Annotated in this window: 15 protein-coding genes and 1 tRNA gene; 1 reads left to right on the top strand and 15 read right to left on the bottom strand. The window is 61.8% G+C overall.

Going from position 1 to position 13,324, the window contains the following annotated elements; translation table 11 throughout:
* The 14 genes from nuoF to AA309_RS01255 all read right to left on the bottom strand — a co-directional run bounded on the left by nuoF (nucleotide 1) and on the right by AA309_RS01255 (nucleotide 10,466).
* The gene (gene nuoF, locus AA309_RS01320; RefSeq protein ID WP_047187175.1) at nucleotides 1-1,302 is read right to left on the bottom strand and encodes an NADH-quinone oxidoreductase subunit NuoF; all 1,302 of its coding nucleotides are present in this window, start codon (nucleotides 1,300-1,302) and stop codon (nucleotides 1-3) included.
* Between the two features lie 16 nt (nucleotides 1,303-1,318).
* Nucleotides 1,319-2,371 (bottom strand): NADH-quinone oxidoreductase subunit NuoE, encoded by a 1,053-nt coding sequence (nuoE, locus tag AA309_RS01315; protein WP_047187174.1) that lies wholly within the window; start codon nucleotides 2,369-2,371, stop codon nucleotides 1,319-1,321.
* A 119-nt stretch (nucleotides 2,372-2,490) separates the two neighbouring features.
* Nucleotides 2,491-3,681, bottom strand: a complete 1,191-nt coding sequence (locus AA309_RS01310) for an NADH-quinone oxidoreductase subunit D (RefSeq protein ID WP_047187173.1) — start codon at nucleotides 3,679-3,681, stop codon at nucleotides 2,491-2,493.
* Nucleotides 3,682-3,699: 18 nt separating this feature from the next.
* The gene (locus AA309_RS01305) at nucleotides 3,700-4,302 is read right to left on the bottom strand and encodes an NADH-quinone oxidoreductase subunit C (protein WP_047187172.1); all 603 of its coding nucleotides are present in this window, start codon (nucleotides 4,300-4,302) and stop codon (nucleotides 3,700-3,702) included.
* 15 nt (nucleotides 4,303-4,317) lie between these two features.
* Nucleotides 4,318-4,902 (bottom strand): NuoB/complex I 20 kDa subunit family protein, encoded by a 585-nt coding sequence (locus AA309_RS01300; RefSeq protein WP_047187171.1) that lies wholly within the window; start codon nucleotides 4,900-4,902, stop codon nucleotides 4,318-4,320.
* Entirely contained in the window at nucleotides 4,893-5,258 is a 366-nt protein-coding gene (locus AA309_RS01295) for an NADH-quinone oxidoreductase subunit A (protein ID WP_047187243.1), read from the bottom strand. Before AA309_RS01295 ends, AA309_RS01300 begins: the two co-directional genes overlap by 10 nt.
* A 174-nt stretch (nucleotides 5,259-5,432) precedes the next feature.
* A complete protein-coding gene (locus AA309_RS01290; protein ID WP_047187170.1) occupies nucleotides 5,433-5,858 on the bottom strand; it encodes a low affinity iron permease family protein in 426 nt (141 codons plus the stop codon).
* Nucleotides 5,859-6,045: 187 nt separating this feature from the next.
* Nucleotides 6,046-6,122: transfer RNA gene (locus tag AA309_RS01285), tRNA-Asp, on the bottom strand.
* Between the two features lie 162 nt (nucleotides 6,123-6,284).
* Nucleotides 6,285-6,779: a MerR family transcriptional regulator gene (locus AA309_RS01280; protein WP_047187242.1), complete on the bottom strand. Its 495-nt coding sequence runs from the start codon at nucleotides 6,777-6,779 to the stop codon at nucleotides 6,285-6,287.
* 21 nt (nucleotides 6,780-6,800) lie between these two features.
* Nucleotides 6,801-7,112: an integration host factor subunit alpha gene (locus AA309_RS01275; protein WP_047187169.1), complete on the bottom strand. Its 312-nt coding sequence runs from the start codon at nucleotides 7,110-7,112 to the stop codon at nucleotides 6,801-6,803.
* A 127-nt stretch (nucleotides 7,113-7,239) separates the two neighbouring features.
* Nucleotides 7,240-8,256 (bottom strand): beta-ketoacyl-ACP synthase III, encoded by a 1,017-nt coding sequence (locus AA309_RS01270; protein WP_200901917.1) that lies wholly within the window; start codon nucleotides 8,254-8,256, stop codon nucleotides 7,240-7,242.
* Nucleotides 8,231-9,265, bottom strand: a complete 1,035-nt coding sequence (gene plsX / locus AA309_RS01265; protein WP_047187167.1) for a phosphate acyltransferase PlsX — start codon at nucleotides 9,263-9,265, stop codon at nucleotides 8,231-8,233. The genes AA309_RS01270 and plsX overlap by 26 nt, the downstream gene beginning before the upstream one ends.
* 143 nt (nucleotides 9,266-9,408) lie before the next feature.
* Nucleotides 9,409-9,924 (bottom strand): YceD family protein, encoded by a 516-nt coding sequence (locus AA309_RS01260; protein WP_047187166.1) that lies wholly within the window; start codon nucleotides 9,922-9,924, stop codon nucleotides 9,409-9,411.
* Nucleotides 9,921-10,466 (bottom strand): ubiquinol-cytochrome C chaperone family protein, encoded by a 546-nt coding sequence (locus AA309_RS01255; RefSeq protein WP_047187165.1) that lies wholly within the window; start codon nucleotides 10,464-10,466, stop codon nucleotides 9,921-9,923. Before AA309_RS01255 ends, AA309_RS01260 begins: the two co-directional genes overlap by 4 nt.
* A gap of 101 nt (nucleotides 10,467-10,567) precedes the next feature.
* On the opposite strand from AA309_RS01255, the gene AA309_RS01250 reads away from it, so the two are divergent.
* Nucleotides 10,568-11,023, top strand: coding sequence for an outer membrane protein assembly factor BamE (locus AA309_RS01250; protein ID WP_047187164.1), 456 nt, complete (start codon nucleotides 10,568-10,570; stop codon nucleotides 11,021-11,023).
* 121 nt (nucleotides 11,024-11,144) lie between these two features.
* On the opposite strand, the gene AA309_RS01245 is transcribed toward AA309_RS01250, so the two are convergent.
* Entirely contained in the window at nucleotides 11,145-13,271 is a 2,127-nt protein-coding gene (locus AA309_RS01245; protein ID WP_047187163.1) for a sodium-translocating pyrophosphatase, read from the bottom strand.
* Between the last annotated feature and the right edge of the window lie 53 nt (nucleotides 13,272-13,324).

Here is a 13,324-nt window from a genome sequence, read left to right as displayed (position 1 = left end):
TCACTCCGCCGCGATCATGACGGATTCTGAATGCGGGTTCGCCGCGTAGTCGTCGATCCGCTTCTCGATCTCATGACGGAAGTGACGGATCAGACCCTGAACCGGCCAGGCCGCCGCGTCGCCGAGCGCGCAGATGGTGTGACCTTCGATCTGGGTCGAGACTTCGAGCAGCATGTCGATTTCGCGTTTCTGGGCGCGGCCCTCGGCCATGCGGTTGAGCACGCGCCACATCCAACCGGTGCCCTCGCGGCACGGCGTGCACTGGCCGCAGCTCTCATGCTTGTAGAAGTAAGAGATGCGGGCGATGGCGCGGACGATGTCGGTGGACTTGTCCATGACGATCACGGCGGCAGTGCCGAGACCCGAGCGCAGGCCGCGCAGGGTATCGAAGTCCATCGGCGCGTCGATGATCTGATCGGCTGGCACGACCGGAACGGACGAGCCGCCGGGGATCACGGCGAGCAGGTTGTCCCAGCCGCCACGAATGCCGCCGCAATGCGTGTCGATCAGTTCGCGGAAGGTGAGGCCCATGGCCTCTTCCACATTGCAGGGCTTGTTCACGTGGCCGGACACGCAGAAGAGCTTCGTGCCAACGTTGTTCGGACGGCCGATGCTGGAAAACCAGGACGCGCCGCGACGCAGGATCGTGCCGGCGACCGCAATCGACTCCACGTTGTTCACCGTGGTCGGGCAACCATAGAGGCCCATATTGGCCGGGAACGGAGGCTTCAGGCGCGGCATGCCCTTCTTGCCTTCCAGGCTCTCGATGAGCGCCGTCTCCTCACCACAGATGTAAGCACCTGCGCCGTGGTGGACGTAGACGTCGAAGGGATAGCCGTGGGCGTTGTCCTTGCCGATGAGCTTTGCGGCATAGGCCTCATCCACCGCGCGCTGAAGCGCATGCTTCTCGGCGACGTACTCGCCGCGGATGTAGATGTAGGCCGCGTGCGCGCCCATGGCGAAGGAGGCGATAAGGCAGCCTTCGATGAGAAGATGCGGATCGTTCCGCATGATCTCACGGTCCTTACAGGTGCCCGGCTCCGACTCGTCGGCATTGACGACGAGATAGTGCGGACGCCCATCCGACTGCTTGGGCATGAAGGACCATTTCAGGCCCGTGGGGAAGCCTGCGCCGCCGCGGCCACGCAGCCCCGAGGCCTTCATCTCGTCGACGATCCAGTCGCGACCCTTCTCGAGGAGGAACTTGGTTCCGTCCCACGCACCGCGCATCTTCGCAGCGTCGAGGCTCGCCGAATGGAAGCCGTAGAGGTTGGTGAAAATGCGATCTCTATCGTGAAGCATCTCAGTTCACTCCCCCTCAGGACGTTTTGTTGTCTTTGTCGACGACAACACCCGGCTTGCTTTCGCTGCCGTCGCGACGCGTCTCGGACTGGCCCGGAGGCGTACCAGCATTCGGCGTCGTGGGGCTTGTCGGTGTCGCGCCCCCGCCCGGCGAGGCCACATAGGACTTGCCGCTCTGCGGAGCAGGCTTGGCGGCGTCTTCCGTGCGCGGCTCGACCTTGGTCGCGCGAGACGGGTCGGCTGCTTCCTTCTGGTCGACCGGATTCACGGGCGCCTCGCCTTTCTTGGCGCGCTCAGCCGGCGTATCGGCTACCTCGCTCTCGATAGGGCGACCAGCCGTGGGCTTCGCGGCCTTGGCTTCCTGCGGAACGGATGCGACGGCAGCCGCAGCCTCGCCCGTGCCGGCAGGCTGAGCCTGCTCCTCGAAGCGTTTGCGCCAAGTGCCGATCTGGGAGCCGTCGTAGAGCGAGGGATCCTGCAGGGTGTTGACAGCCTCGAACGGTTCGGAGGTGTTGCGGCCGATCTGGGACCCCTTCTTCACCGGGCGGCCTGCCGCGAGATCGTCGAGAAGCTTCTCGAAGTTTTCAGGGGTCAGGTCTTCGTAATAGTCGTCGTTGATCTGCACCATCGGGGCGTTGCAGCACGCGCCCAAGCACTCGACCTCGAGCCAGGAGAAATTCCCGTCGGCGGTGACGTGGTTCTGGTCGCCGATGCGCTTCTCAAGCACTTGTCTGATGTCGCCAGCCCCCCGCAGCACGCAAGGCGTGGTGCCGCAGAATTGGATGAAATACTTTCCAACGGGCTCTAGGTTGAACATCGTGTAGAAGGTCGCCACTTCCATCACGCGGATGAAAGGCATGTCGAGCCGGGTGGCCACGGCCTCGATGGCCTTGCGCGGCAGCCAGCCACCGGCCTGTTCCTGCGCCTTCCACAGCAGCGGGATTACCGCCGAGGCCTGGCGGCCGGGCGGATACTTGGCGATCTGCTGCTCAGCAAAAGCTTCCGTGTCGGGCGAGAACACGAAGCTCTCGGGCTGCAATTCTTCAGGCGCGAGCTTACGAACGGCCATTTTGACTCTTCTCCTCATCGTCATGGCCGGGCTTGAACCCGGCCATTCACGACTTGAACTCTTCCATCACGCTTTTTCAGAGCGTGGCGCCGGGCCCGAAATCGAGTCCGGATTTTTACTTACCGGTCCACTTCACCGAACACGATGTCGATGGAACCGAGAACGCCTGCGACGTCGGCCAGCATGTGACCGCGGCACATGAAATCCATGCCCTGAAGGTGGGCGTATCCGGGAGCGCGCACCTTGCAGCGATACGGCTTGTTGGTGCCATCCGACACGAGATAGACGCCGAACTCTCCCTTCGGAGCCTCCACGGCGACATAGACCTCGCCCGCGGGGACGTGGAAGCCTTCCGTATACAGCTTGAAGTGATGGATCAGCGCTTCCATGGAGCGCTTCATGTCCTTGCGCGAGGGCGGAGCGACCTTGCCGTCAAGGGTCGCGACAGGTCCCTGCCCGTCCGGAGCCCGCAGCTTGTTCAGGCACTGACGCATGATGCGCACAGACTGGCGCATCTCTTCCATGCGGATGATCTGACGGTCATAGTTGTCGCCGTTCTTGCCCACAGGGATATCGAATTCCATCTCCTCGTAGAGCGAATAGGGCTGCGCCTTGCGCAGGTCCCAGGCGACGCCGCAGCTGCGAACCAGAGGGCCCGAGAAGCCCCACTTCCAGCAATCGTCAAGCGTCAGGACACCGATGTCCACGTTACGCTGCTTGAAGATGCGGCTGCCCATGACGAGCGTATCGAGATCGTCGAGCACCTTCAGGAACGGATCGCAGAAGGCTTCGATGTCGTCGATCAGCTCGGGCTGGATATCCATGTTCACGCCGCCCGGCCGGAAATAGTTGGCGTGCATGCGCGAGCCGGAAATCCGCTCGTAGAAGATCATGAGCTTTTCGCGCTCCTCGAAGCCCCAGAGGGGCGGCGTGAGCGCTCCGACGTCCATGGCCTGCGTGGTCACGTTGAGGAGGTGAGAGAGCAAACGCCCGATCTCGGAATAGAGGACGCGGATCAACTCGGCGCGGCGCGGCACCTGGATGCCGAGCAGCTTCTCGACAGCCATGCAATAGGCGTGTTCCTGATTCAGAGGCGCAACGTAGTCGAGCCGGTCGAAATACGGATTGGCCTGAACGTAGGTCTTGTACTCGATCAGCTTCTCGGTGCCGCGATGGAGCAGCCCGATATGCGGATCGACACGCTCGACTACCTCGCCATCGAGCTCCAGCACGAGGCGGAGCACGCCGTGCGCAGCCGGGTGCTGAGGACCGAAGTTGATCGTGAAGTTGCGGATATTATGCTCGCCCATGGGTGGCCCCTTCCGCCTTTATGCCTTGGCCTTCTCGTCGCCGGGCAGCACGTAGTCCGTGCCCTCCCAGGGAGAGAGGAAGTCGAAGTTGCGGAATTCCTGGCTGAGCTTCACCGGCTCGTAGACCACGCGGCCCTGGCCATCGTCGTAGCGAACCTCGACATAGCCCGTGAGCGGGAAGTCCTTGCGGAGCGGATGACCCTCGAAACCGTAATCGGTCAGAATACGGCGCAGGTCCGGATGGCCCGAGAACAGGATGCCATAGAGGTCATAGGCCTCGCGCTCGAACCAGTTCGCTGCCGGGAACACCTCGACCAGCGAGGGAACCGGGGTCACCTCGTCCGTCTCCACTTTCACACGGATGCGGCGGTTCTGATATGGCGACAGGAGGTGGTAGACCACGTCGAAACGCTTCTCGCGGGCTGGATAATCCACGCCGCAGATGTCAACGAAGCAGACGAAGCGGCATTGCGGATCGTCTCGCAGGAACGTCACCACACGCACGATGTCCTCGCGGCGGGCGACGATCGTCAGCTCGTTGTAAGCGACGGCGCGATCCCCGATCGCCTCGCCGAGGGACGAGGCGATGTGGTCGCTCAGGGCTTGGAGCTCAGCATTCATGAAGATGACCTTTGCTCAGCGCTCGATGGTGCCGGTGCGGCGGATCTTCTTCTGGAGAAGCAGAACGCCGTAAAGGAGCGCCTCCGCAGTCGGGGGGCAGCCAGGCACGTAGATGTCGACCGGCACGATACGGTCGCAGCCACGAACCACCGAGTAGGAATAATGATAGTAGCCGCCACCATTGGCACAGGAGCCCATGGAGATGACGTAACGCGGCTCCGGCATCTGGTCGTAGACCTTACGGAGGGCGGGGGCCATCTTGTTGGTGAGCGTACCGGCGACGATCATCACGTCCGACTGGCGCGGTGAGGCGCGGGGCGCGAATCCGAAGCGCTCGGCATCGTACCGAGGCATGGACATCTGCATCATCTCGACGGCGCAGCAGGCCAGGCCGAAGGTCATCCACATGAGCGAGCCGGTGCGCGCCCAGGTGATGAGGTCCTCGGTCGATGTCACAAGGAAACCCTTGTCAGACAGCTCGTCGTTGATGGAGACGAAATAGGGATCGGTCGAACCCACCGGCTTGCCGGTATTGGGATCGATGATGCCGCGTGGGGCGGGGGCCACCAGGGTGGACTGGTTATCGGAGATCAATCCCATTCCAGGGCTCCCTTCTTCCACTCATAGACGAAGCCGACAGTCAGGACGCCGAGGAAGATCATCATCGAGACGAAGCCGAACCAGCCCAGATTCCCGAACACGATGGCCCAGGGGAACAGGAAGGCGACTTCCAGGTCGAAAATGATGAAGAGAATGGCGACCAGATAGAACCGCACGTCGAATTTCATGCGTGCGTCATCGAAGGCATTGAACCCGCACTCGTAAGCGGACAGCTTTTCCGTATCGGGCTTGCTGTAGGCGACGATGAACGGCGCCACGAGCAGCGCCACCCCGATCAGGAGCGACACGCCGATGAAGATCACGAGAGGCAGGTAGTCGGCGAGGAGATTCGTCATACGACACCCAGAAGGAACGGAGCGCGGCCGGAAGGCCGGCGACATGCCACGCATTTAAGCCACAGAAAGGCCTGAATAAAGGTCCTGCGACAAACGGCGGTTGTGGCGGGAGGCTTATCCGAGATCCCCTTCCCTGACAAGTGTTTGCGGTGCCGTAAAAAGAACCATTCCAAACTAAGATGTGGCTTGTTCCGCAGCCTGGGCCGCCTTGCGGTTAGCCCTGTGTTCTGCCTGATTTGCGGCGGTTTCAGCCTTGGCCTTGGCCATGCATTTGGCCCGAATCTCGTCGAGTTCCTCCTGGGTCAGCTGTTCAATCCCGATGAACACGTTTTGGGCAGCGCTCGCCCGGATCAGTTCGTCGAGCTTGGCCTGGATCGCCGCCCCGTCCCTGTTCTGGGTGTTCTGAATCAGGAACACCATCAGGAAGGTCACGATCGTGGTCCCGGTATTCACCACGAGCTGCCACGTATCGGAAAATCCAAAGATCGGACCACTCAAGGCCCAGAGAAGAATGACGATGAGGCTGATGGCGAAGGTCGTCGGGCGCCCGGAGACCTGCGCCACCCAGTTGGAAAAGCTCGTAAAATGCCTTGAGATCATCAATGCGACCCTGCCCTGCACTTTCTCCGAATGGCTCAGGTTATGAGCGGCCAGAAACTCTGGGGAAATGCTCAAAGCCCACAAAAGTGCCACGCTTCGGGCCCTTGGGCGGCAATGCAGATGCAGAGCAACCGCCTTGAGCTGAGGCTCGGAACGTTCGTTTTGATCGAATTGTCGTGGGGAGAAGTGGCGCGGGCGACGGGGCTCGAACCCGCGACCTCCGGCGTGACAGGCCGGCACTCTAACCGACTGAGCTACGCCCGCGCATCGGACCGCCGAAGCGGTGCGTGGGGTGCGGTTTAAGGGCCGCCCTGCCCCCTGTCAAGCGTTCCCTGCACGCATTTTTGGCTCGATGACAAAAACCTGCACGATGCATCCAAGCCTTCCGACTCCTTAGCGAAGTCAGGCACGAAAAAGAGCCCTGGCCTATTCAGACCCGAGCGTTTCAGTCGAGACCTTCAGGGATCTCAGAACACGATCGCATTCGACCAATTCATCCAGGGCCGCTCGCAGCTTCCGCAAGGTATCGTCCGACAGGAGAGATTCGGAGGCTACGATAACGGGACCAGAACTCTCAGGAGCGAGAAACTCCTCATCGTCCTCGGCAACCGTCTCCCCGGGCTCCGAACGGGGCGCTGCCACGCTCTCCTCGCCACGCCCGACAGCCTGGACAAAGCGGACACCCTCCTCCTTGAGGATGCGCTGCACGCCCTTGATGGTGTAGCCCTCGCCATAGAGGAGATGGCGGATGCCCTTGAGAAGATCGACGTCATCCGGGCGGTAATAGCGACGCCCGCCGCCGCGTTTCAGAGGCTTGATATGGGTGAAGCGGGTTTCCCAGAACCGCAGCACATGCTGCGGCAGGTCAAGATCCTCGGCCACCTCGCTGATGGTGCGGAACGCGTCAGGGCTCTTGTCCATGGAGCCGCCCGCCACGAGGCCTTAATCCTCACCCTCGACGGTTTCGCCGTTGATATAGGCCTTCAGCACGTTGGACGGCTTGAAGACCATGACCCGGCGTGGATCGATCGGCACCTCGACCCCCGTCTTCGGGTTGCGGCCGACGCGCTCGCCTTTGCTGCGCACGACGAAAGAGCCGAAGGACGAGAGCTTGACGGTCTCACCGGCGGCCAAGCTGTCGCAGATCTCCGCCAGGACCCTCTCGACCAGCTCGGCTGATTCGGTCCTTGAGAGGCCCACCTTCTGGTAGACGGCCTCGCTCAGATCCGCTCTCGTCACAGTTTTGCCAGCCATTGAGCTCCCCAGCAAGAATGAGTTCTTTGGTCTTTCAATCGGTTAAGACGCTATGCAGATGGCTCCGTATGGTCAACCTTAGAGTTGTCGTCAAGCGGTTACCATTTAGGCCAGATGGTCTATATTCCTACCAGCGAATGAGCGCACTGCCCCACGTGAAGCCTCCGCCGATGGCCTCGATCATGACGAGGTCGCCATCCTTGATCCGCCCGTCCTTGCGGGCGACATCGAGAGCCAGTGGAATCGAGGCCGCCGAGGTATTGCCGTGCCTGTCGACGGTGATCACCACCTTCTCGGGCGCAATGCCGAGCTTGTCGGCACTGGCGGTGATGATGCGCTTGTTGGCCTGATGCGGCACGAACCACTTCAGCTCTTCGGGCGTCGTGCCGCTGGCCTTGAAGGCGTCCTGCACAACATCGGTGACCATACCGACGGCGAACTTGAAGACCTCCCTGCCCTCCATCTTCAGGATACCGGTGGTCTTCGTGGAGCCCGGGCCGCCATCGACATAAAGCTTCTCGCGGTAGCGGCCGTCCGAGCGCAGCTGCGAGGTCAGAATGCCCCGGTCGGCAGAGTTTCCCTCGCCTTCCTGGGCTTCGAGAACGAGTGCACCGGCGCCGTCGCCGAAGAGAACGCAGGTGGTGCGATCGTTCCAGTCGAGGATGCGCGAAAAGGTCTCCGCGCCGATCACGAGCGCGCGCTTGTGCGAGCCGGACTGGAGGAACTTGTCAGCGGTGGCGACCGCATAGACAAAGCCGGTGCAGACCGCCTGCAGGTCAAACGCCGCGCCGTGCGTGATCCCTAGACCATTCTGAATCATCGTCGCGGTGGACGGGAAGGTATGGTCCGGCGTCGAAGTGGCGCAGACGATGAGGTCGATATCCTGCGCCGTCAGCCCCGCATCGGCGAGCGCGGCTTCGGCAGCCCTGATGCCGAGGACCGATGTGGTCTCACTGTCATCCGCGATGTAGCGCTGCTCGATGCCGGTCCGCTGCACGATCCACTCGTGCGTGGTGTCCACGATCTTCTCGAGCTCCTGGTTGGTCAGCTTTCGCTTCGGCAGGTAGGACCCGATGCCGCGTACGATGGAACGGATACGTTTCAAGGTAATACTTTCCTCAGGCCGAGTGCCCGACCGGATCATGCTCCAGCATGCCCCGAATTGTGTTCATCAATTCAAAATGCGCCATGTCGTAGGCCACGTCGATGGCACTGGCGAAGCCTAGATCGTCCGTGCCGCCGTGGCTCTTCACGACCACGCCTTCGAGTCCAAGAAAGACACCGCCATTGACCTTGCGCGGGTCCATCTTGTCCTTGAGAGCGTTAAAGGCTTGTTTCGCGAACAGATAGCCGATCTTAGCCATCAGCGTGCGGCTCATGGCGGAGCGCAGGTACTGGCCGATTTGCTTGGCCGTGCCCTCGGCGGTCTTCAAGGCAATGTTGCCCGTAAAGCCTTCGGTCACCACCACGTCGACGGTTCCCTTGCCGATATCGTCGCCCTCCACGAAGCCGCGATAATCCAGATAAGGAGCATCCATGTCCTTCAGAATGCGGCCAGCTTCCTTGACGGCCTCGATCCCCTTAATTTCTTCCGTGCCCACATTGAGCAGACCCACGGTGGGGCGCTCCAGATCGAACACGATGCGAGCCATGGCGGCGCCCATGATGGCCATATCGACGAGGTGCCCCGCATCCGCACCGATGGTGGCGCCGACATCGAGCACGATACTCTCGCTCCGCATGGTCGGCCACATGGCGGCAATCGCCGGGCGCTCGATATGGGCCATGGTCTTTAGACAGATCTTGGCCGTCGCCATGAGGGCACCGGTATTGCCCGCGGAGACGCAGGCATCCGCCTCCCCGTCCCGGACGGCCTGCACCGCCTTCCACATGGATGATTTGCCGCGGCCCATGCGGATCGCCTGGCTCGGCTTCTCGTCCATGGCAATGGCGATGTCGGTGTGACGAAGCTCGGTCGCTGCCTTCAGCTTGGGATGGGCATTCAGGAGAGGCGTGATGACCGCCTCGTTGCCGAACATGAGAAAACGGATATGGGGATGCCGCTCGAGGGCCAGGGCCGCACCAGGGATGACGATGGACGGGCCATGATCCCCCCCCATCGCATCGAGCGAAATACGCACTGGCTTCGACATAACCGCTTTTTCTTTCTTTCGGCTTGAACAGGGGGCGGAAAATACCGGTTTGCGTTGGCATCGCAACCGAATTCTGTAGCCCTCAGCACAACAGGGCTCAGAGGCTGGGAGCCTCTGAAACCCATCATTTCCGAGAGATCGTTTTACTTGTCCGTCCTCAGCTTGCCCAGAGCAGCGAAGGGCGAATCCTTCTCGTCCCGCGGATCGCGGTAATCGAAATCGACCCCCGGCTTGCGCGGATACGGGTCGAGACCGAGGGCCAGGAACTCGGCGGTGAGTGTTCCCAGGTCGATCTGGCCGTTGATGATCTCGTCCGGCGGCTCGTATTCGTTGATATCGGTCGGCGGTTCCGCGGGCATCCCTGAGGACTCCGCGAAGTCCACCTCGACCTCCTCCTCGATGTCGGAATCGAACGAATCCAGGGTCACGACACAGACCTGGGTGATCGAGGCCTTCACCAGGCCCGTCACGTGGATGCCCTTGGCCGAAGTGGTCAGCTTGAAGTCACCAGAGAGAGCCTGAATGCCGGGAAGCCCAAAATCCTTGGCCAAAGCGGCGCGCTCCTCGCCGCTCGCCTCTACATGGACCTCCTGCCCCCGAGGCGGAATGTTCATGACGTCCACGAGGCGCGACAGGGGACCTACGGTTTCAGGGGTCATCGGCTTCCCTCCTCTGTGAAGGCCTCGGGCACGGGGAAAGCGGGCCCGGATTCGAGTAACACGTCAAGCGTGACGGCCTTAAGACCCTTGTCCGCCGCCAGGGCATAACGCGCCAGAGAAGCGGCAGGTGCATCGCCCCCTAAGGCGTTCCGTCCGAGTGCCTCGGCCAATGCGCTCTCGTCCCCGGCATTGAGGGCCGGATCATAGGCCTGGGCCCGACCATAGAACGCCGCAGCCACCTTCTTCATGCGCTTAGGCACAACCGTGTCGCCGACGCCCATTTCCCTCAAAGAGGCGTCCATATCCCGGAAAAAGGCATCCGTCAGGTCCTTGGCAACATCATCCGCAGGGGGCGGAAGTTGCCTCAGAGCCCGCAAGGCAATGATCATGTGGAGAGAGAGGGATTCGAACCGCCCCTCAAGAGTATCCGGGATGCCGAGTGCCGCGTAGAGACCCGGATGGCGGGAGGCATTGGCGATTCTCGCATAGAGAGTCGCGATGGCCGTGCGCCGGGGATCCTTGCGGAAGAGACTGAAGATCACAGCCTTTCCCTTCTAAAGCTTGTCAAATTCGAACCTTCGGGTTACGCCATCCCGATCCACAGGCGCAAGTATCCGCGCCGCATTCCTGGAAGAACCGTACGATGCGTCGATATCATACCCTTTTGGTACGCCTGGCTACTGCGACTTTCCTGGCCACCTCCGTTGCCGCCTGCACCATGGGCGAGGAGTATGCCCGCGGATACCAGCTGGACGAGAACGCCGTGGCCCAGGTCAAGAAGGGCATGAGCGGCGAGCAGGTCCTCCAGACCCTCGGCACGCCCTCGACGGTGTCAACGGTCGGCAACAAGAACTGGTACTACATCAGCCAGAAATCCCGCCGCCCCCTCCGGTTCATGGGCGAAACAGTCGTGGATCAGCGGGTCACCGCGGTCTATTTCGACAACAACCTGCGTGTCGAGCGCGTGGCCCTCTACGGTCTCCAGGACGGTCAGGTGTTCGACTTCATCAGCCGCACCACCCCGTCCGGCGGCCAGGAGACGAGCTTCCTCGGACAAATCCTGCGCGGTACGAACAACTTCAATCCGTTCGGTTCGTAAGAAAACTTTCCATCCCGACAGGAAAAGGCCGGGACATGTCCCGGCCTTTTCCTTTTTCCGTCCCATTCACAAAAACCCGCAGCGTAAGCCGCGGGTTTGGAGGGGTTCGCTTTTTGCAGCGTTACGAATGCGCCAGGATCGCCAGCAGCAGCAGAGCGATAATGTTGGTGATCTTGATCGCGGGGTTCACGGCAGGGCCTGCCGTATCCTTGTAGGGATCGCCGACGGTGTCGCCCGTTACGGATGCCTTGTGAGCCTCGGAACCTTTGTGGTGCGTCGTTCCGGAAGCATCCGTGAAGCCGTCCTCGAAGGACTTCTTCGCGTTGTCCCAGGCGCCGCCGCCGGAGGTCATGGAGATCGCGACGAAGAGACCCGTCACGATCACGCCGAGGAGCATCGCGCCCACGGCCGAGAAGGCCTGCGACTTGCCGGCGATCCAGAAGACCACGAAGTAAGTTACGATCGGCGCCAGCACTGGCAGGAGCGACGGCACGATCATTTCCTTGATCGCGGCGCGGGTGAGCATGTCCACCGCGCGACCGTAATCGGGACGGTCGGTGCCCTGCATGATGCCCGGCTTCTCGCGGAACTGACGGCGCACCTCTTCCACGACGGAGCCTGCCGCACGGCCCACCGCCGTCATGGCGATGCCACCGAATAGAAATGGGATCAGGCCGCCGAAGAGGAGGCCAACGACCACGTACGGATTCGCCAGAGAGAAGTCCGGCTTCACGTCTTGGAAGTACGGATACTGGGCCGCATTCTGCGTGAAGTGGTTGAGGTCGGAGGTGTAGGCCGCGAAGAGCACGAGAGCGCCAAGGCCTGCGGAGCCGATGGCATAGCCTTTGGTAACGGCCTTCGTGGTGTTGCCGACAGCATCGAGCGCGTCCGTGGACTTGCGCACTTCCTTCGGAAGACCCGCCATTTCGGCGATGCCACCCGCATTATCGGTCACCGGACCGAAAGCATCGAGCGCCACGATCATGCCTGCGAGCGCCAGCATGGCGGTCACCGCAATCGCGATGCCGAAGAGGCCCGCGAGCTTAAAGGCCACGATGATCCCCGCGATGATCACGATGGTCGGCAGCGCCGTCGATTCGAGCGACACCGCGAGGCCCTGGATCACGTTCGTGCCATGCCCCGTCACGGAGGACTGGGCGATGGAGCGCACGGGACGGAAACCGACACCGGTATAGTACTCGGTGATCACGACGATGAACGCCGTGACCGCGAGACCGATGACGGCACACCAGAACAGCGACTGGCCCGTGTATTCGGTGCCCGCAATTGGGCCGAAGCCGATCATCTGCCAGGTCACGACGCCGATGGCGATGATGGAGAGAATGCCCGTCACGATGAGGCCCTTGTAGAGCGCGCCCATGATGGACTCGTTCTGACCGAGCTTCACGAAGAAGGTGCCGATGATCGAGGTGAGAATGCAGACCGCGCCGATGCCGAGCGGGTAGAGCAGCATCGAATCCAGGACCGGCTGACCGGCGAAGAAGATCGCAGCCAACACCATGGTGGCGACCACGGTCACCGCATAGGTCTCGAAGAGGTCGGCGGCCATGCCGGCGCAGTCGCCGACATTGTCGCCCACGTTGTCAGCAATCGTTGCGGGATTGCGCGGATCGTCCTCCGGAATGCCCGCCTCCACCTTGCCCACGAGATCACCGCCGACATCCGCACCCTTGGTGAAGATGCCGCCGCCGAGACGGGCGAAAATCGAAATGAGCGAAGCGCCGAAGCCGAGAGCCACGAGGCTGTCGATCACCACGCGGTCGGCGGAGTTGAGGCCAGCGATGCGGGTGAGATAACCGAAGTAGAGCGCAACACCGAGAAGCGCGAGCCCCGCCACCAGCATGCCCGTGACGGCGCCTGCCTTGAAAGCCACGTCGAGGCCGCCGCCGAGCGATTGCGTGGCGGCCTGAGCGGTGCGGACATTGGCCCGAACGGAAACGTTCATGCCGATGAAGCCTGCAGCGGCCGAAAGGATCGCGCCGATGGCGAAGCCGATCGCGACGCGGATCCCGAGGAAGTAGGCGATGATGGCAAAGAGCACCACGCCCACAATCGCGATCGTTGTATATTGCCTGCGGAGATAGGCTTTCGCGCCCTCAGCGACCGCGCCTGCAATTTCCTGCATGCGCTGAGAACCGGCGTCCCGCTTCATCACGTCGCTGATGGCCCAGAGGCCATACGCAATCGAGAGAAGCCCGCCCAAGATAATTAGGGTGAGTGCCATCATGCCATCCTTGTTATGGGAAGGCAGAAAGCCGGTTCTCAAAGCCTGAATTTTAG

Source organism: Microvirga vignae (assembly GCF_001017175.1).
Classification (GTDB): Bacteria; Pseudomonadota; Alphaproteobacteria; order Rhizobiales; family Beijerinckiaceae; genus Microvirga; species Microvirga vignae.
This window is presented reverse-complemented; position numbering and strand designations above follow the sequence as displayed.

What these genes read in the sequence shown, in the direction of transcription:
- AA309_RS01250 (WP_047187164.1), top strand. Translation starts at nt 10,568, where the DNA reads ATGCGTCGATATCATACCCTTTTGGTACGCCTGGCTACTGCGACTTTC.
- AA309_RS01245 (WP_047187163.1), bottom strand. Translation starts at nt 13,271, where the DNA reads ATGATGGCACTCACCCTAATTATCTTGGGCGGGCTTCTCTCGATTGCG.
- AA309_RS01260 (WP_047187166.1), bottom strand. Translation starts at nt 9,924, where the DNA reads ATGACCCCTGAAACCGTAGGTCCCCTGTCGCGCCTCGTGGACGTCATG.
- AA309_RS01300 (WP_047187171.1), bottom strand. Translation starts at nt 4,902, where the DNA reads ATGGGATTGATCTCCGATAACCAGTCCACCCTGGTGGCCCCCGCCCCA.
- nuoF (WP_047187175.1), bottom strand. Translation starts at nt 1,302, where the DNA reads ATGCTTCACGATAGAGATCGCATTTTCACCAACCTCTACGGCTTCCAT.
- AA309_RS01290 (WP_047187170.1), bottom strand. Translation starts at nt 5,858, where the DNA reads ATGATCTCAAGGCATTTTACGAGCTTTTCCAACTGGGTGGCGCAGGTC.
- AA309_RS01295 (WP_047187243.1), bottom strand. Translation starts at nt 5,258, where the DNA reads ATGACGAATCTCCTCGCCGACTACCTGCCTCTCGTGATCTTCATCGGC.
- AA309_RS01310 (WP_047187173.1), bottom strand. Translation starts at nt 3,681, where the DNA reads ATGGGCGAGCATAATATCCGCAACTTCACGATCAACTTCGGTCCTCAG.
- AA309_RS01270 (WP_200901917.1), bottom strand. Translation starts at nt 8,256, where the DNA reads ATGATCCGGTCGGGCACTCGGCCTGAGGAAAGTATTACCTTGAAACGT.
- AA309_RS01305 (WP_047187172.1), bottom strand. Translation starts at nt 4,302, where the DNA reads ATGAATGCTGAGCTCCAAGCCCTGAGCGACCACATCGCCTCGTCCCTC.
- AA309_RS01280 (WP_047187242.1), bottom strand. Translation starts at nt 6,779, where the DNA reads ATGGACAAGAGCCCTGACGCGTTCCGCACCATCAGCGAGGTGGCCGAG.
- nuoE (WP_047187174.1), bottom strand. Translation starts at nt 2,371, where the DNA reads ATGGCCGTTCGTAAGCTCGCGCCTGAAGAATTGCAGCCCGAGAGCTTC.
- plsX (WP_047187167.1), bottom strand. Translation starts at nt 9,265, where the DNA reads ATGTCGAAGCCAGTGCGTATTTCGCTCGATGCGATGGGGGGGGATCAT.
- AA309_RS01275 (WP_047187169.1), bottom strand. Translation starts at nt 7,112, where the DNA reads ATGGCTGGCAAAACTGTGACGAGAGCGGATCTGAGCGAGGCCGTCTAC.